General features: G+C 47.8%; 2 protein-coding genes (1 of these 2 cut by a window edge). Both read left to right on the forward strand.

Features of this window, described 5'->3' with window-relative positions:
- The gene (locus ACQW03_RS21085) at nt 1–11,142 is read left to right on the forward strand and encodes an amino acid adenylation domain-containing protein (RefSeq protein WP_441951577.1); all 11,142 of its coding nucleotides are present in this window, start codon (nt 1–3) and stop codon (nt 11,140–11,142) included.
- A protein-coding gene (locus ACQW03_RS21090; protein WP_441951579.1) for an SDR family NAD(P)-dependent oxidoreductase crosses the window boundary here: on the forward strand, nt 11,126–20,580 show its 5' portion. The gene runs 10,252 nt beyond the window's last position; 9,455 of the gene's 19,707 nt are visible here — the first part of the coding sequence; it begins with the start codon at nt 11,126–11,128; the stop codon falls past the right edge of the window. Before ACQW03_RS21085 ends, ACQW03_RS21090 begins: the two co-directional genes overlap by 17 nt.

Here is a 20,580-nt window from a genome sequence, read left to right on the forward strand (position 1 = left end):
ATGATGCGAAAACATGACCAAACATGGAACCTTGATATTCCGATCGCTTCTTTTATTGAAACTTGCCGGAAATTTCCTGAAAAAGAGTTATTTACGTTTGAGAAAGAAGGCCAGAGTCCTCAAATTCTTTCCGGAAATACGCTTCTACATCAAATACAGGCTTTGGGCAATATCCTATTGAAAGAACTGGCTGAGCAGGAACGGGCACTTCTTGTATTTCCTCAGGGTCTGGAATATATCAGCAGCATGCTGGCATGTTTTTATGCAAATATCGTGGCCATACCTACACCTATTACAGATTCGGAGCCGGATGAAAAAATCTTTGAGAAGATGATGCCTATCTATAGGGATTCCCAAGCCGTATGTATCATAACTAATACGGACTTCAAAGCATTTCTCCAAACACGGAGGGAGTTTAATTCAATCCGTATCCTGAATATTGATGAAATCTTTCAAGAAGACACCGTTGACGTTGAGATAGAGATGAGAATGCCAGCGCCGCAGGATACTGCTCTTTTGATGTATACATCGGGCTCAACCTCCTTGCCAAAAGGCGTAATCCTTAGTCACAGCTGCTTGATGAATCAGGCCAAGGCCGAGCAATGGAGAATTGACCGGAATAGTCGTGTCGTTTCCTGGACGCCGCAATTTCATGCTTTTGGACTGCATAACAATATTTTAGTCCCACTTTTAAACGGGGCGTCGAGCATTATTCTCCCGCCAGAAAGCTTCGCTAAAAATCCGGAAAATTGGATTCATATGATTGACAAGTATCAGGCTACCCATACGGCAGCGCCAAATTTTGCGTTCGATTATTGCTGCTCCACACTGGACATAGCTTCAATTAAGCAATATTCACTTCGCCATCTCCAAGCGATTATATGTGCAGGTGAGCCCATCCGGAAGGAAACTTACGAGAACTTCATCCATAAATTCCGGGAATTAGGGCTACAAGAGGATATATTTTGTCCCCTCCTTGGCTTATCGGAGCTGTGCCCTGTCGCCAGTATAAAACCAGGTCAGTCGATGAGATTCCTTAACTTGGATATCCCTAGCTTGGAGCAACGAAGAGTCCAATACACGGATGAAAAGAATAAATCGAAGTCCGTAGTGAGCTGTGGGGAGATCGAGGATCCGACGCAAATACGAATTGTTCATCCTGAAAGGCATACACAATGCTTACCGGAGGAAGTCGGCGAGATTTGGATTAAATCCGCACGGATGGCAGAGGGATATTTAAACAGGAAGGAAGAAACGAATAGCACTTTTGAGGTAGCCCTTTCTGATACAAAAGAAGGCGGCTTTTTTCGTTCCGGGGACCTTGGCTTTATTGCGGATAATCATATCTATGTCATCGGTAGAGAGAAGGAAGTCATCATTATTCGCGGCAAAAACCATCATCCCGTCGATATTGAATGGACCATCCAAAAGAATATGCCAGAGTTGACCTTGCCCATCGCTGTATTTTCCTCTGAAATCAATGGTCAGGAAAAAGTAATCGTCGTACAGGAAATTGAAGCGCCCCTTCATGAGCAGGAATATAAACGTCTGGTCGAAAACATATTGAATGCCGTATCCAATACGCATCAACTTGAAATTTACGATATTTATTTGCTGCTTAAGGGAAGTATACCCAAAACAGGAAGTGGGAAAATCCAAAGAAAGATCTGCCGCAATGCTTACATCAAACAAGAGCTTCAAGCACTTTATCAATATCGGAGTGCGTTCTCACCATCACATTCGAATATGGAAGAAACCGCCGCAGAAAACCATGACAGTACGATTAATGCCGTTTCGTTGGTTCAGTCGAAGATTCAGGAGTATATAGTGCAATTTTTGTGTTGGGAACTGAATCTCAAGCACGAGGAAATGAATTTGAATAACAATCTTCATGGTTATGGCATCGATTCTATTCTTGTCATGAAGCTTATACGCGGCCTTGAGAAGTCCTATCCGATCAAGGTTAAAGCAAGAGAAATTTTAGAGAACCCGACGATTCAACTATTATCGGCATATTTAGCCCAAAAGGTGGAAGAAGATAAATCCACTGTACAGGTCAATACTGAGAAAAATTCGCTCAGTTTCCGAAGGAATCCGCTTTCTGAAGTGCAGAAAGGGTTGTGGCTATTACATAAAATGTCCCCTGAGATGAATGCTTACAATATACCAATATGCCTCCGGTTTAATACGAAGATTGAGATTGAGAGCATTAAACGGGCTTTTCACATCGTTTTAGAACAGTACCCTATTTTAAAAAGTGTGATTGAAGAGGAAAATGGGATACCTTATCAAAAGCTGCAGCCCACGCAGCCGCTTCATGTGCAAGTGGAGGATATTTCAGCCTTGGAAGCAGATGAGATTATTCCATTTATTAGGAATAAAGCAAAGCAACCATTCATGCTGGAACAGGATCCTTTGATGCGTATTTATGTTATGTCCAGATCTGAACAGGAACATTTCATACTGGTTGTCATCCACCATATTATTTTTGATGGAAGTTCTTTCGGCATGTTTACACAAAGCTTTTTAGATGCCTATAAAAATGTGGTACAGGGAAAGTCATCGACGGTGTTGCCACCCGCAGCGAGCTACGGCGATTTTGTTAAATGGGAGCAGACGATGTTAGCAAGTGCAGAAGGGGAGAAGTATCGTTCCTACTGGACACAACAGCTGTCAGGTGCTTTACCGACCCTGGAGCTGCCATATGACCGCTCTAGTTTTCCGGCTCAAAGTATGGAAGCACAAACATATTCCAAGCCGCTTCCGCTTAAATGGGTCAAACGGGTAAAGTCTTTTGCCCAAGCGCAATATACGAGCTTGTCCACAGTCTTGTTAGGCATGTATACGGTATTGCTTAACCAGTATTCGGGACAGGAAGATATCATTGTTGGAATGCCTGTTATGGTGCGCCCGGAGCAGCGTTTTGATAAGTTAATCGGCTACTTTGTCAATATGCTTCCAATACGGAGTCAGATATCGGAAACAGAGACATTCCTGGATTTCATGAAAAAATTGCAGCTGACAGTAATCGATGGAATGGATCATGCCTCGTATCCTTTTCCGGCTCTGGTCCGAGAATTGAATGTGCCGCGGATGCAGATGAGCTCACCTATTTTCCAAGCAGCCTTTTCATATCAAAACTTCCTTCCAACTTCAAGCTTTCAGCAACTTTGCAAGCCATATAAAGATATCTTTTTCGTCGAATTGGTTGAAGAAATTCACCAGGAAGGCGAATATGAGTTGGTATTGGAACTGCAAGAGCAGGAAGAGGAAATGATATTAAATATCAAATATCGCTCCAATTTGTTCGATCATTCAACCATCATACAGATGGCAGAGCGTTATATAGAATTAGCGGAAGCACTTATGGAGAATCCCGCTTGGCCCTTGGAGGAGCATTCATTACTCTTACCAGAGGAAAAGGACATCATCCTTAATGACTGGAATGCTACCGGAACAAGTTATTCTGATAAGTGCTTCCCTGAATTATTCGCAAAACAGGCAAGAAAAACACCTGAAGCTATTGCAGTTGTATATGAAAAGGAATCGCTTACCTATGGGGAACTAAAAGAAAAGAGCACTTTGCTGGCCTTATATTTGCAGAAACATGGGGTAACTCCTGATACTCTTGTGGGGATTTGCATGGAACGTTCTTTAGATATGGTGATTGGGCTATTAGGAATCCTGATGGCCGGTGGAGCCTACGTGCCGCTCGATCCGGAATATCCGGAGGACCGATTGGAGTATATGCTTCAGGATTCCAATGTTTCACTGGTTATTACGCAATCGGGGTTGTTGGAGAAAGTGTCACGCTTGGAAGGGAACAACGTTAGCTGTATTGTCCTTGATAAAGACTGGGATCATCTGAAAAGTGATGTGAAGGGTAGAAAGACAATCAAACGGGAAGTGCAACCTCACCATTTGGCATATGTGATATATACCTCTGGAAGTACAGGGAAACCCAAGGGGGTCATGATTCCACATAAAGCGTTGACCAACTTTCTTATGTCCATGGGAGAGCAGCCCGGTTTAACAGAGCAGGACAAGCTACTTGCAGTGACAACGTATTGCTTTGATATAGCGGGACTGGAATTATATCTGCCTTTGATTAAGGGGGCTCAATGCTATATTTGCAGCTCCAAAAACATAAAGGATGCCGAAAGACTTAAGCGGGAAATTCAAAGAATAAAACCGACAATTATGCAAGCTACTCCTGTGACTTGGACCCTGCTCTTTCAAGCCGGCTGGAAGAACGAAGAGAACATAAAAGTTCTCTGCGGAGGGGAAGCCCTTTCGGAAACGTTGAAATCTTATTTTGTTCATAACAGCTGTGACGCATGGAATATGTTCGGTCCGACTGAAACCACAATTTGGTCTACAATTCAAAAGATCGACACAGATAAGCCTATTTCGATCGGTAAGCCTATCGCAAACACCCAGATTTACATTTTGGACAAACATCTTAGACCTGTGCCTGTCGGTCTTCCGGGAGAGCTTTTTATTTCGGGCAGCGGATTGGCCAGAGGCTATTGGAACCAGCCAGAGCTTACGGCTGAAAAGTTCATAGACAACCCATTCAATCCGGAAACCAAGCTCTACAGAACTGGAGATTTATGCAGGTGGCTTTCGGACGGCTCTATTGAGTATGTGGGACGGATGGATTATCAAGTGAAAATTCGCGGGTTTCGGATCGAGCTGAGTGAAGTTGAAGGTCAGGTCAGAACATATCCAGGAATCGATGATTGTGTTGTGATTGCCAAGGAACAGGGGGGGAATAAGCAGCTTGTTGCCTACTGTTTGCTGAACAATTCCGAGTCCGGTAAGCCTCCTCTCGATCCGAAGGAAGTGCGAAACTATTTAAAAACTTTCTTGCCCTATTATATGATACCAGCATTTTTTATAGAGCTAGATAAGCTGCCTTTGACCCCAAATGGGAAAATAGATCGAAAAGAATTAATGAGTCGCAGGATAGAGTTAGCAACAACAAGAAAGATCCATTTACCACAATCGGATGTCGAACATCAAGTTCTAACGGTATGGAAAAAACTTCTAAATATTGATGATCTAAGTACAGATGATGCTTTCTTTGACGTAGGCGGGAATTCTTTTTCAGCAGCAGAGATGATCGGAAGGGTCAAGGAATTGTTGGAATGCGATATTTCGGTGACAGCATTGTTCAAGTATCCGACAGTTAAGGAACTCAGTGCCTACATTACAGAAACAAGAAGCGAGAATGTTGATTTTCAAACAGAACAGTCACATACACCGGAACAAACAGATACAGCTGAAAATACAGCCTTACCGAAAATGGATTCAGGCGAAGATGACCTCAAGCCACCCTACCCAGATTATTTTGAGGATAGTCTCGCAATTATAGGGATTTCATGTCATTTTCCGGGGGCCAAAAACCATGCCGAGTTTTGGAACAATTTGAGGGCAGGGGTAGAGAGTGTCCGCTTCTTTTCCGAGGAAGAATTGGTTGGATTAGGGTTGGAAAAAGAAATCGTCGGGAATCGAGGCTATGTTCCCGGACGATGCACAATTGAAGGAAAAGAGTATTTCGACCCTGAGTTTTTCAGCTTATCACAGAAAAATGCAGAGTTTATGGACCCTCAAATGAAATTGCTGTTGCAGCATTCATGGAAAGCCGTTGAGGATGCTGGCTATATTAGCAAAGAAATTCCTGAAACCAGTGTGTATATGTCGGCTAGCAGCAGTTTCTATCAAGCATTTATCCCAAATTTGGCGTCGCAATCACCTAATGTCCTGAAGAACGCGGATGAATATGTAACCTGGATTTTAGCACAGGGTGGGACAATTCCTACCATGATCTCTCACAAATTGGGATTTAAAGGTCCGAGTTTGTTTGTGCACTCGAACTGCTCTTCCTCATTAGTCGGATTGCGTCTGGCTTCGCAAAGCCTGTTATCCGGTGAGGCCAAATACGCTTTAGTCGGAGCATCGACGATCTTTCCTTTCACTAGTTTAGGCTATGTGCATCAACCTGGCTTGAATTTCTCCAGTGATGGACATATTAAAGCCTTTGACGAGTCAGCAGATGGAATGATTGGCGGAGAAGGGGTTGGGGTTGTTCTACTGAAGAAAGCGCCAGATGCCATTAGAGACGGTGACCATATTTATGCGCTTTTACGGGGAGTAGGTGTGAACAACGATGGAACCGACAAATTGGGCTTTTATGCCCCAAGTGTCAAAGGTCAGGCTGAGGTTATTCAAAAGACGATAGAATCAACCCGAATTCATCCCGAATCCATCAGTTATATCGAAACGCATGGAACCGGAACAAAATTGGGTGATCCTGTTGAATTTGCCGCCTTAAATGAAACGTACAGGCAGTATACAACCAAAAAACAATTTTGCGGTATTGGATCGGTCAAAACCAATATCGGGCATCTGGATACTGCAGCAGGTTTGGCGGGGTGCATTAAAGTTGCTTTAAGCTTATACCATAATGAGATTCCTCCTTCACTTAATTACGAAAAACCGAATTCTGATATCAATTTTCCTGATTCACCCTTTTATGTTGTTGATAGTCTCCAAAAATGGGAGAATGCGTCGGCTCCTCATCGGGCGGCGTTAAGCTCCTTTGGAATAGGCGGAACTAATGCTCATGCCATTTTTGAACAATTTGTAGTCAATGCTGAATCAGAACGATTTAAAGATAGTTCTGTGAACGAAGAAGCTGTCTATCTGATTCCATTATCTGCAAGGAATCATCATCGTCTTAAAGTGTATGCACAAGAGCTTTCAGATTTTTTGATAGCTTCTGAAGACATTAATTTGTCGGATGTATCCTTTACGCTTCAGACAGGACGAATGGTAATGAAAAACCGGGTAGCTTTTATCGTAAAGAATACGAGCGAGCTGGTACAAAAGCTCAAATCGTTCACGAGTGAACAAGAACCTATCGAGAACTGCTGGAGGGGAGAAAACAATCAGTCAAAAGATTCAGTGCAATTATTTGAACAGGAAGAAGTTTTCAAGGAATTAATGAGCAAATGGATTGCAAATCGTGAAATGAACAAGCTGGCAGAGTTGTGGGCCAAAGGCTTCTATATAGATTGGCGATTGCTATATTCCAATGTCATACCAAAAAGAATAAGTTTACCTACGTATCCTTTTGCTCAGGAGCGTTGTTGGGCTCCTGAGGTTGAGGCCGGAGTAGTTAGAACCGGAACAGCGGAAGCGCCTGTCGTTACGAGTAGCCGTACACTGCTATTTGAGCCTGCCTGGAAGGAGCAGGACGTACCGCTGGAAGCCGAAGCCCCTGCCTATGATTGGCGAATGGTCTTGCTTTGTGAGCCGGAAGATGCTTTGCACGAGCGACTCGAAGCGAGCTTGATTGGAGCTGCGCAGGTGCTTGCCTTTCAATCCGGAAAGAGCCGGGTCGATGAGCGGTTCCAGGCCTATGCTGTTCAGGCCTTTGAGAGCATCCAAAGTATGCTCAAAGACAAGCCGAAGGGAAGAGTACTGGTCCAAATTGTGGTGTGGAACGCCGGGGAAGGGCGGCTCTATTCGGGACTTTCGGGACTGTTGAAGACAGCCCGGCTGGAAAACCCGAAATTCATCGGGCAGCTGATTGAAGTGGATCAGGGAGAACAGGCGGAAGGCATCCTGGCGAAGCTGGAGGACAACAGTCGAAGCCCGATGGATGGCTGGATTCGCTATGAGGAAGGTCAACGGAAAACCGCTTTCTGGAGCAGGCTTGAAACATCTGGGCAAGAAGAGGGGCTTCCATGGAGAGATGGTGGGGTCTATCTGATTACCGGCGGCTCCGGCAGTCTGGGGCTGCTGGTTGCAGAAGAGATTGCCCGACAGACGCGAGCAGCGACCTTCATTTTGACGGGGCGGTCGCCGCTGGACCGAGACAAGCAGACGAGGCTACAGGAGCTGGAGTCTTCAGGAGCCAGCGTGGTGTACAGGCAAGGCGATATCACCGACAGGAAGACGGTTATCGATTTACTGAACAGCATCAAGCAGGAATATGGGCGTGTCCATGGGATCATCCACTGCGCAGGGGTGATTCAAGATAACTTCATCATCAAAAAAACAAGGAAAGAATTTATAGAGGTGCTGGGACCGAAGGTGAGCGGACTGATCCATCTGGATGAGGCGAGTAGCGGTCAGGACCTGGACTTCTTTGTGCTCTTTTCTTCCATATCGGGTAGCCTGGGCAATCCGGGACAGGCTGACTATTCGACCGCCAATGCCTTTATGGATGCATACGCCGAATACCGGAACGCGCTGGTAGGGGCCAAGCAACGGCGGGGACAGACGTTATCCATCCGCTGGCCGCTGTGGAAAGAGGGCGGAATGCGGATCGATGCGGATTCGGAACAGATCATGACGCAAAACATGGGCATTACAGCCATGCAGACTCGGTCGGGAATGAGGGCGTTGTACCAAAGCTTGGCCTCCGGCAAGGAGCAGGTGATGGTCATGGAGGGGGAACCTGAGAAAATTGAGGCCTACCTGGCGAAAGCCGTTTCACAAGCCAGTGTCCGTGCCATTCAGGCAGTACCTAACCAGGCAAGCGTACCTATGCTGGATGCAGGCTTGCTCTACGACAAAACCTTGCATTGTCTCAAGGTGCTGTTTGGAGAGGTAACCCGGCTGAGCGTCGGCAGCATTGAAACCAATGAACCGCTGGAAACCTATGGAATCGACTCGATTATAATTACCCAGCTCAATGCCAAGCTGGCGGGCTTCTTTGGAGAACTGTCCCAGACGCTGTTTTATGAGTACCAAACTTTGCGTGCTTTGACGGAATATTTTGTGGCGGAATACCCGCAGGAATGTATGCAGTGGGCCGGGATGAGCCATGACATGCATTCTGTAGAGGAAATACTTGCGGCACCGTTGTACGCCGAGGAAGAAGCCGTGCCGGCTCCGGTAAAGGCGGAAGCGAAGCCCGTCCAAAGCTTGGTCGGGTCTGCTCCTGCGGAAATGCGTGAACCGATAGCGATCATTGGAATGGCTGGAAAGTATCCCTGGTCCAGGGATATGAACGAATATTGGGAAAATCTAAAAGCAGGGAAGGACTGTGTCACCGAAATCCCGCGTGTCCGCTGGACGCTGGAAGGGTTCTTCCATCCTGATCCACAGGAAGCGGTGGTGAATGCAAAAAGCTACAGCAAATGGGGGAGCTTTATTGAAGGTTTTGCAGAATTCGATCCACTGTTTTTCAATATTTCGCCACGGGAAGCACTCGGTATGGACCCGCAGGAAAGGTTGTTCATTGAAGCCTGCTGGGAAGCACTGGAGGACGCGGGCTATACTAGGGAACAGCTTGCGGTGCGGCATAACCGCCGGGTAGGCGTATTTGCTGGAATTACTAAGACGGGCTACGAACTTTATGGGCCGGAATTATGGAAGAAGGGAGCGCAAATATTTCCCCAAATATCCTTTAGTTCAGTAGCAAATAGGATTTCGTACCTCTTTAATTTGCAAGGGCCAAGCATGCCGATCGATACGATGTGTTCATCCTCGTTGACCGCGATTCATGAAGCCTGTGAGCATCTGTACCGCGGAGAATGCGAAATGGCTATTGCTGGCGGAGTAAATCTGTATCTCCATCCGCTCAGCTATGTCGGACTTTGCGCCAACCACATGCTGTCGATAGACGGGCAGTGCAAGAGCTTCGGCAAAGGAGGCAACGGGTTTGTCCCTGGAGAAGGCGCGGGGGTCGTCCTATTAAAGCCGCTGTCCAAGGCGATCGCTGATGGGGACCTCATCCATGCGGTGATCCGGGGGACGAGTATCAACCATGGAGGCAAGACCAACGGCTATACGGTGCCGAACCCGACAGCCCAAGGGGAACTGATCCGGTCGGCACTGGAGCGAGCGGGGGTCCATGCGCGGACGGTCAGCTATATTGAAGCTCACGGGACAGGTACAGAGCTGGGAGACCCGATTGAAGTGACGGGTCTGACCCAGGCATTCAAGAAGGATACACCGGATACTGGATTCTGCGCCATAGGCTCTGTGAAGTCCAACATCGGACACTTGGAGGCGGCAGCGGGCATCGCCGGGGTTGGGAAAATCATCTTGCAGATGAAAAACCAGACGCTGGTTCCTAGCCTGCATGCCCAAGAATTGAATCCGAACATCCATTTCGGTCAGACGCCGTTCGTCGTCCAGCAGGAGCTGGGGGAATGGAAGCGGCCGGTGGTTGAGATCGATGGAGAGATGCGGGAATATCCGAGGATTGCTGGGATTTCATCGTTTGGAGCGGGAGGCTCCAATGCGCATGTCATCATCGAAGAGTACATTGCGGAAGAGAAGGTGCCGATGAGCGTTACGGCTCAAAAGCCTGCAATCATCGTATTGTCGGCCAAAAATGAAGAACGACTGAAAAAGCAGGCCGAGAGATTGCTAGCTGTTATGCGGGAAGGACAGCTCAGCGAAAGCAGTCTGGCCGATGTGGCATACACGCTGCAGGTGGGACGCGAAGCCATGGAAGAGCGGCTGGCAGTGATTGCAGGGTCTATGCAGGAGCTGGTGGACAAGCTGGAAGGATTCCTGGAAGGACGGGACGGAATCCCTGAGTTGTACCGGGGCCAGGTCAAACGGAATAAGGAGGCGCTGACGGCGCTGATCGAAGATGAAGACATGGAGAAAATGATTGCTGCCTGGATAGGGAAAAGGAAATATTCGAAGGTAGTTGATCTCTGGGTCAAGGGACTGGCGATGGATTGGAACATGCTTTATGGGGATGCCAAGCCGCGGCGAATCAGCCTGCCAGCCTATCCTTTTGCGAGGGAGCGGTACTGGATCACGGATATTAAAACTAAATCGGCTTCCATTGAATCTGCCGATGCTGTAAAGCCAATAGATTCGTTCATTGCCCAAAAGACACTTGCCAAAACGGCAAATGTTTCGGAAATGAATAAGGAAGACATCGCTGCTTCAAATCCCGAAGCTATTCCTTCGTATATCCAAAACATCCAGAGTTATATTTCTGCCAGTGTAAAAATAAAGAAGATGCCAGATCTTTCTTATCTAGCGGCTGCATACGAGACAATGTCCTCGACTACAGTCGACAGCAAAGCTTACTCGGAACAGGACGGAGCGACACGAGGGGCTGAACGGGAATGGAGGCTTACAGATGAAGGAAATGAATGATATCTTATGCAGGCTGTTATGGAGCCATTTGCGCTTGATGGGATTATGTCCATATGCGCAAATGGAAAAGAAAGCTATGATCTCAGATTTTAAAACAAAAACCGCCTTACTGAATTTATACGATCGTTGGCTTGAAGAAAGCATAGAGATTTTGGTACGGAATCAGTATTTGTACTGTAATGGAGAGTCATATAGCGTAGCGGGTACCGCTCCGGTCGATCTGCAGGCTGTATGGAAGGAGTGGGAATGGAAAAAAGGGGCATGGCTGAAAAATCCGGATCTCTCAGCCTGGGTATTTTTGGTGGAATCAACCTTGCGCAAGCTGCCGGAAATTTTAACCGGGAAAATACCAGCCACCGATATCATTTTTCCTAATTCCTCTATGAAACTGGTAGAGGGTATATATAAGAACAGTCCTGCAGCGGATTACTTTAATGAAGTGTTGGGAGATATCGTAGTTTCCTATCTGAATGAGCGGATTAAGCATGACCCGTCGGTACCGATTCGAATCATTGAAATTGGTGCAGGCACTGGAGGTACTAGCGCTTTGGTCTTCCAGAAGCTCGAACCTTATCGGGAGTATATTCAAGAATATTGCTATACCGACAAATCCAGAGCATTTTTATTACATGCACAAAAAGAATACGGTCCGAAAAATCCTTACCTGACTTATCAAATTTTTAATGTGGAAGAGTCGGCTCAGGGACAAGATATTGATACAGGTGGATATGATATTGCGATTGCCACCAATGTATTGCACGCCACACGGAACATTCGCCAAACGTTACGCAATGTCAAAGCGGCGCTGCGAGAAAACGGTCTGATTCTTATAAATGAAATCAGCGGTAACTCTCTGTTAAACCATCTATCCTTTGGCCTTTTAGAGGGATGGTGGCTTTATAATGACCCGGAGCTGCGCATTCCAGGCTCTCCCGGGTTATATCCCGAAAGTTGGCAAAGGGTATTGGAAATGGAGGGTTTCCGGTCCGTTTTCTTCCCTGCTCAGGAAGCGCATGATATAGGTCAACAAATTATTGTGGCGGAAAGCGATGGTATGATTCTGAACAAACAGGAGCCTGAACACTACAAATCTCAAATGAAACAGCGTGACGAAGGAATTCGATCAGATATTGATGTAACAAGCGAGATGGCTGAAGAGTATGTCCAGGAGCTTATCGTAGGGAAGCTGGTAGAGGCTTTAAATGTGGACTTTACTATGATTGATATTCATGAGTCATTCGCAGATTATGGGCTGGACTCCATTCTTGGCGTCAACTTTGTGCAGGCTGTCAATCAGGGGCTGGGGATTCATTTGCAAACTACCGACATCTTCGATTACAGTTCGGTAAAACAACTGACGCTATACATTTTAAGCCAATATGGAGATAAAGTTTCACAAGTCTTGGACCAGAGCGCTAATCCAATAGACAACATGGAAGATGCAAGTCGCGACATCCAAAAACCTAAAGACACGGATCATATTCTTCATCCCGTTGAAACGGCAAATATATCCTTTGAGCAGGACAGACCCAATAAGAAGGATAAAGAGAAAGCTTTAACACCAAGGGAGCCCATTGCGATTATTGGAATGAGCGGGCGGTTTGCTGGATCTGATAATGTACATGAGCTTTGGAATCACCTTAAGAACGGTGACGATTTAGTGGAAGAGGTAACCCGGTGGGATCTTTCGAAATACCAGGAAAAACATGCAAGCTACTGCAATCACGGCAGTTTTTTGGGGGATATTGATAAGTTTGATCCACTTTTTTTCAATATCTCAGGATTGGAAGCGACCTATATGGATCCGCAGCAGCGATTGTTCCTGGAGGAAGCGTGGCATGCTCTGGAAGATGCTGGCTATGCGGGGACAGGGATGGAGGGTCGCCGTTGTGGAGTGTATGTGGGCTGTGCCGAGGGAGATTACCAACAATTGCTGGGTGAAGACCTGCCTCCACAAGCGCTTTGGGGTCATATGGGTTCCGTGATTCCGGCTAGAATCTCCTACTACTTGAATCTTCACGGACCAGCAATAGCTGTAGATACAGCTTGTTCCAGTTCGTTAGTTGCAGTTCATCTGGCCTGCCAAAGCTTATGGACCGGAGAAACGGATATGGCTTTAGCTGGTGGTGTCTATATTCATACGACTCCTCGCTGCTTTTTATATGGTGACCGGGCAGGAATGCTGTCTCGCTCGGGACGCTGCTATACCTTTGATGACAGGGCAGATGGAATGGTTCCGGGAGAGGCGCTTGGCGCGATTGTGCTCAAGCGTCTTCATGAAGCTGTTGCTGATGGAGACCACATCTATGGAGTGATTTCAGGCTCAGCGATCAACCAGGACGGTACCACGAATGGACTTACTGCGCCAAGCCAGAAATCTCAGGAGCGACTCGAGCAAAATGTATACGATACATTTCATATCCACCCAGAGCAAATCCAGATGGTCGAAGCACATGGAACTGGCACCAAATTGGGAGATCCCATTGAATATCAGGCACTGACTCGAACCTTTAGAAAGTATACCGACAAGAAGGAATATTGCGCCATAGGGTCCATTAAGACGAATATTGGCCATACGCAAATTGCGGCAGGAATTACGGGAATGATCAAACTGTTATTGTCATTAAAGAATAAGCAAATTCCTCCTACACTTCATTTCCGGTCGGGCAATTCAAATATTCAGTTTGCGGATAGTCCTTTTTATGTCAATACGTATCTGCAGGACTGGGAGGTTGAGCCTGGAGCCAGACGCTGTGCTGCGGTCAGCTCCTTTGGTGCCAGCGGTACGAATGCTCATATGGTTATAGAAGAGGCTCCACAGACGGAACGGAGACATTCCGAAAAGCCAGGTTATTTCATTCCGCTGTCGGCACGGACTTCAAAACAATTGCGCCAGCAGGTAGAGCAACTGCTTGCTTATTGTGAACAGGAGCCTAAGGCGGATTGCGGTAATATGAGTTATACATTATTGCTTGGGAGAAAGCACTGTAATCATCGTCTTGCCTGTGTTGCCCGTAATCAAGGCGAGCTTGTTATGTCCCTTAAAAAGTGGCTGGAAAAAGGCAGTGCTTCTCAAGTTTATCATTCTGAACTGCACGAAAAAGATCAACGCATACAAACATCTTTGAAAAGATACGGGGATGAATGTATTTACAATTGTCAAAACGCAAGCGATACCCGCGAGTATTTGGAGCTTTTGACTACGATTGCAGATTTGTATGTTCAGGGATATTCGTTAGACTTTGAGTGTTTGTTTTCAAATGAACAGTACTCTAGGATTCCGTTGCCAACTTATCCTTTTGCAAAAGAGCAGTATTGGGCGCCTAGGAGTGAGGACAAAATTACAGGCGGCAGAGCGGCAGAGCGTGAACCAAAATTTACGGTCGCCAGAGCTGCGGAAGCGCCTGCCGTTACGAGTAGCCGTACACTGCTATTTGAACCTACATGGAAAAAGAAGAATGTACCGCTGGAAGCCGAAGTCCCTGCCTATGATCGGCGAATGGTCTTGCTTTGTGAGCCAGACGAAGCTTTGCACGAGCGACTCGAAGCGAGTTTGAACGGAGCTGTGCAGGTGCTTGCCTTTCAATCCGGGAAGAGCCGGGTTGATGAACGGTTCCAGGCCTATGCTATTCAGGCCTTTGAGAGCATCCAGAGCATACTCAAAGACAAGTCTGAGGGGAGGGTGCTGGTCCAAATTTTGGTGCGGAACGCCGGGGAAGAACGGCTCTTTTCGGGACTTTCGGGACTGTTGAAGACAGCCCGGCTGGAAAACCCGAAATTCATCGGGCAGCTGATCGAAGTGGATCAGGGAGAACGGGCGGAAGGCATCCTGGCGAAGCTGGAGGACAACAGCCGTAGCCCGATGAATAGCTGGATTCGCTATGAGAACGAACAACGGACAATCGCTTGCTGGAGCAGGCTTGAAACATCTGGGCAAGAAGAGGGGCTTCCATGGAGAGATGGTGGGGTCTATCTGATTACCGGCGGCTCCGGCAGTCTGGGGCTGCTGGTTGCAGAAGAGATTGCCCGGCAGACGCAAGCAGCGACCTGTATTTTGACGGGGCGGTCGCCGCTGGACCGAGACAAGCAGACGAGGCTACAGGAGCTGGAGTCTTTAGGAGCCAGCGTGGTGTACAGGCAAGCGGATATCACCCATAGAAACACCGTTATCGATTTATTGAACAGCATTCAGCAGGAATTTGGACGTGTTCATGGGATTATCCACTGTGCAGGGGTGATTCACGATAATTTCATCATTAAAAAAACTAGTGAAGAATTTATGGAGGTGCTGGGACCGAAGGTAAGCGGACTGGTCCATCTGGATGAGGCAAGCGGTGGCCAGAACCTGGACTTCTTTGTGCTCTTTTCTTCCATATCGGGTAGCCTGGGCAATCCGGGACAGGCTGACTATTCGACCGCCAATGCCTTTATGGATGCTTACGCCGAATACCGGAATGCCCTGGTAGGGGCCAAGCAACGGCGGGGACAGACGTTATCCATCCGTTGGCCACTATGGAAAGAGGGCGGAATGCGGATTGATGCGGACACGGAACAGATCATGACGCAAAACATGGGTATTACTGCCATGCAGACCTGGTCGGGAATGAGGGCGTTGTACCAAAGCTTGGCCTCTGGCAAGAAGCAGGTGATGGTCATGGAAGGAGAACCTGAGAAAATTGAGGCCTACCTGGCAAAAGCTGTTTCACAGCCCGATGTCCATGCTATCCAGGCAGCTGTCCCTAGCCAGGCAACTGCACCTAAGCTGGATTCGAACTTGCTCTACGATAAAACCTTATATCGACTCAAGGTGCTATTGGGAGAGGTGACTCGGCTGAGCGTCAGCAGCATCGAAGCCCATGAGCCGCTGGAGAGGTATGGAATCGACTCGATCATGATTACCCAGCTCAATGCCAAGTTGGCGGGCTTCTTTGGAGAGCTGTCCCAGACGCTGTTTTATGAGTACCAGACCTTGCGCGCCTTGACGGAATATTTTGTAGCGGAATATCCGCAGGAGTGCATGCAGTGGACCGGGATGAGCCATGACATACAGCCTGTGGAGGAAACACTTGCGGCACCGCTGTATGTCGAAGAAGAAGCCGTGCCATCTGCGGCAAAGGCGGCAGCGAAGCCCGTTCGAAGCTTGGCCGGGTCTGCCCCTGCGGAAATGCGTGAACCAATAGCGATCATTGGGATGGCTGGAAAGTATCCCTGGTCCAGGGACATGAACGAATATTGGGAAAATCTAAAAGCAGGGAAGGACTGTGTCACCGAAATCCCGCGTGAGCGTTGGACGATGGAAGGGTTCTTCGATCCTGATTCACAGGAAGCGGTGGCGAATGGAAAAAGCTACAGCAAGTGGGGGGGCTTTATCGAAGGATTTGCGGATTTCGATCCGCGCTTTTTCAATATTGCGCCACGGGAAGCACTTGGTATGGACCCGCAGGAAAGGCTGTTCATTGAAGCTTGCTGGGAAGCGTTGGAGGACGCGGGCTACACCCGGGAACAGCTTGCGGTGCGGCATAACCGCCGGGTAGGCGTATTTGCCGGAATTACCAAAACGGGCTTTGATCTATACGGACTTGATTTATGGAGAAAAGGAACACAAATATACCCTCACACATCCTTTAGTTCAGTGGCTAACAGGATTTCGTACCTCTTTAATTTGCAAGGGCCAAGCATGCCGATCGACACGATGTGTTCGTCTTCGTTGACCGCGATTCATGAAGCCTGTGAGCATCTGTACCGTGGAGAATGCGAAATGGCTATTGCTGGCGGAGTAAATCTGTATCTCCATCCGCTCAGCTATGTCGGACTTTGCGCCAACCACATGCTGTCGATAGACGGGCAGTGCAAGAGCTTCGGCAAAGGAGGCAACGGGTTTGTCCCTGGAGAAGGCGCGGGGGTTGTCCTATTAAAGCCGCTGTCCAAGGCGATCGCTGATGGGGACCTCATCCATGCGGTGATCCGGGGGACGAGTATCAACCATGGAGGCAAGACCAACGGCTATACGGTGCCGAACCCGACAGCCCAAGGGGAACTGATCCGGTCGGCACTGGAGCGAGCGGGGGTCCATGCGCGGACGGTCAGCTATATTGAAGCCCACGGGACAGGTACAGAGCTGGGAGACCCGATTGAAGTGACGGGTCTGACTCAGGCATTCAGGAAGGATACACCGGATACGGGATTCTGCGCCATAGGCTCTGTGAAGTCCAACATCGGGCACTTAGAGGCGGCAGCGGGCATCGCCGGGGTTGGGAAAATCATCTTGCAGATGAAAAACCAGACGCTGGTTCCCAGCCTGCATGCCCAAGAATTGAATCCGAACATCCATTTCGGTCAGACGCCGTTCGTCGTCCAGCAGGAGCTGGGGGAATGGAAGCGGCCGGTGGTTGAGATCGATGGAGAGACGCGGGAATATCCGAGGATTGCTGGGATTTCATCGTTTGGAGCGGGAGGCTCCAATGCACATGTCATCATCGAAGAGTACATTGCGGAAGAGAAGGTGCCGATGAGCGTTACGGCTCAAAAGCCTGCAATCATCGTATTGTCGGCCAGAAATGAAGAACGACTGAAAAAGCAGACCGAGAGATTGCTAGCTGTTATGCGGGAAGGACAGCTAAGCGAAAGCAGTCTGGCCGATGTGGCATACACGCTGCAGGTGGGACGCGAGGCCATGGAAGAGCGGCTGGCAGTGATTGCAGGGTCTATGCAGGAGCTGGTGGACAAGTTGGAAGGATTCGTGGAAGGACGGGACGGAATCCCTGAGTTGTACCGGGGTCAGGTCAAACGGAATAAGGAGGCGCTGACGGCGCTGGTAGAAGATGAAGACATGGACAAAACGATCGCTGCCTGGATAGGGAAAAGGAAATATTCGAAGGTAGTTGATCTTTGGGTCAAGGGATTGTCGATGGATTGGGACATGCTTTATGGGGATGCCAAGCCGCGGCGAATCAGCCTGCCGGCCTATCCTTTTGCGAGGGAGCGGTACTGGATAACGGATATTATGAGTCCATCTGTAGAAAGAGTCTCTTCTGTAGAAAGAGCTGTTACGGAAGCTCAGGAAAAGGCAATTCCCGGCCAGACTCATGCGATGCAGCCAACAGCCCTAATACAACCCGTTTTTTTGAATAGTTCTGAAAAACCAAGCGCCATATCCTTACCGAATTTGTTGGACCGTCAGCCGCACCTAAGCAAGTCTGCCAACCAGGAGGGGACGACGATCATGTTAACTTCACTGGAGGAGACATCGCACACATTAGAGGATGAGAAGAAGACGGAAGCGCTGTCGTCTGTTCCATCTGCAATATCGGCGGAAATATTGCAGGAGGAGCTGACAACAAGCCTGGCGCAGGCTTTATATATAGATCGGAGCGATATCGATTCGGATAGAAATTTTGTTGATCTTGGATTGGATTCCATTATAGGCGTAGAGTGGGTTCGTAGCATTAATAAGCATTACAATACAGCCATAACAGCAACAAAAGTCTACGATTATCCAACCATCCGGGATTTTAGCAAATTTGTAGAGAAGGAATTGTTTAGCAAATCAATTGCGCCATTCTCTGCCCAGTCTATTTCGGATCATTCTCCAGCAGAGTATTCACTGTCATCCGTTGCATTAGAGCCAGAGAAATCGCCAGAGTCTTCCATTCAGGTGAATTTGATGCCGATTTCGTTTGAAAAGCAGGCGCAGGCCAGCATGGCTGAGTGCAGCGCCTCTGCAGAGCTGTTACAGGAAGAACTGACGGTAAGCCTGGCTGAGGCTTTGTATATGGAACGGAGCGAGATTGAGGCGGATAAAAACTTTATAGATACCGGACTAGATTCCATTATAGGCGTAGAGTGGGTTCGAAACATTAATAAACGATATGGTACATCTATAGCAGCGACCAAGGTCTACGACTATCCGACCATTCGCCAATTCGCTACATTTTTGGCACAAGAAATCAATAAGCGTGGAGGAAGCTCCAATCAACAGTCCTTGAGCACAGTCCCGGACATGGACAAACCTATTGCGAAAGTCCATTCGAAGGGACCTGACACGCTGCATTGCTCTCCAAGGCTATCGCCTAAGGAGGATTCCGAGCCATTCCACCTGGTAAAGGTAGCAGAAGATTCATCGCCTATGCCTTCGGAAAATAAAGAATTAATTGCAATTGTCGGGATTTCGGGAAGATATCCTGGTGCGGAAGATGTGCAGCAATATTGGGATAATCTCGCTCTAGGCAAAAATTCCATTATTGAAATCCCGAAGGACCGTTGGGATGTAAGCCAATATTATGATCCTCGTCCAGCGCAAGAGGGGAAAATCAATTGCAAGTGGCTGGGTGTTTTAGAGGATATGGAATATTTTGATCCGTTATTTTTCAATATTTCTCCTACCGAGGCGGAAGGGATGGATCCCCAGCAACGCATTTTTATGCAGGAAGCATATAAGGCAATTGAGGATGCAGGCTATAGTGGCTCACAGTTGGGAAATAAAAAATGCGGGGTTTACCTTGGAATTTTAAATAATGAATATAGTATGCTGCGGTACAAGCATCAAGCGCAGTTCACCAATACTACTGGGAACAGCAACGCTATTGCAGCGGCTCGCATCTCTTATTTCCTCAATCTGAAAGGTCCAGCCATATCCGTAGATACGGCATGCTCCTCATCGCTGGTGGCAACCCATCTGGCATGCCAAGCGTTATCTAACGGAGAGATAGAAATGGCGTTGGTTGGCGGGGTGTCGTTATATCTGACTCCTGAATCATATGTAGGCATGTCTGCATCTGGAATGTTGTCGCCAGATGGCCGCTGTAAAACGTTTGACAATAGCGCCAACGGCTTTGTTCCGGGGGAAGGAGTAGGGGCGCTAGTTCTGAAGCGGCTGAAGGATGCTGAAGCTGATCGGGATCATATATACGGAGTTATTATCGGGTCCGGAATCAATCAAGATGGAAAAACCAACGGGATTACCGCTCCAAGCACAAACAGCCAAATTGAGCTGGAGCGGGAAATATACAACAAATATCAGATTGAGCCTGAAAGCATTAGCTATGTTGAAATGCATGGGACAGGAACCAAGCTGGGCGACCCTATTGAATTGGAAGCTTTATCAACCGCCTTTAAAGAGAAAACCGATCAGAAGAACTACTGTGCCATAGGTTCGGTAAAAAGCAATATCGGGCATACTTCTGCAGCAGCGGGCATAGCAAGCGTGCAAAAGGTGTTGCTATGCATGAAGCATAGAAAACTAGTACCGACACTGAATTTCAAGAACCCGAATGAGCATTTTGATTTTGATAATTCTCCTTTTTATGTCAATACAGAATTGAACGCCTGGGAACCTTCCCACGGGAACAAAAGGCGCGCCGCTGTGAGCTCTTTCGGATTTAGCGGTACGAACGCCCATCTTATTATTGAAGAATATCGCCCCGGGACTGGAACATCTGC

Origin of the sequence: Paenibacillus sp. DRB1-1, from assembly GCF_052119485.1 — a bacterium.
Lineage (GTDB): Bacteria > Bacillota > Bacilli > Paenibacillales > Paenibacillaceae > Paenibacillus > Paenibacillus polymyxa_B.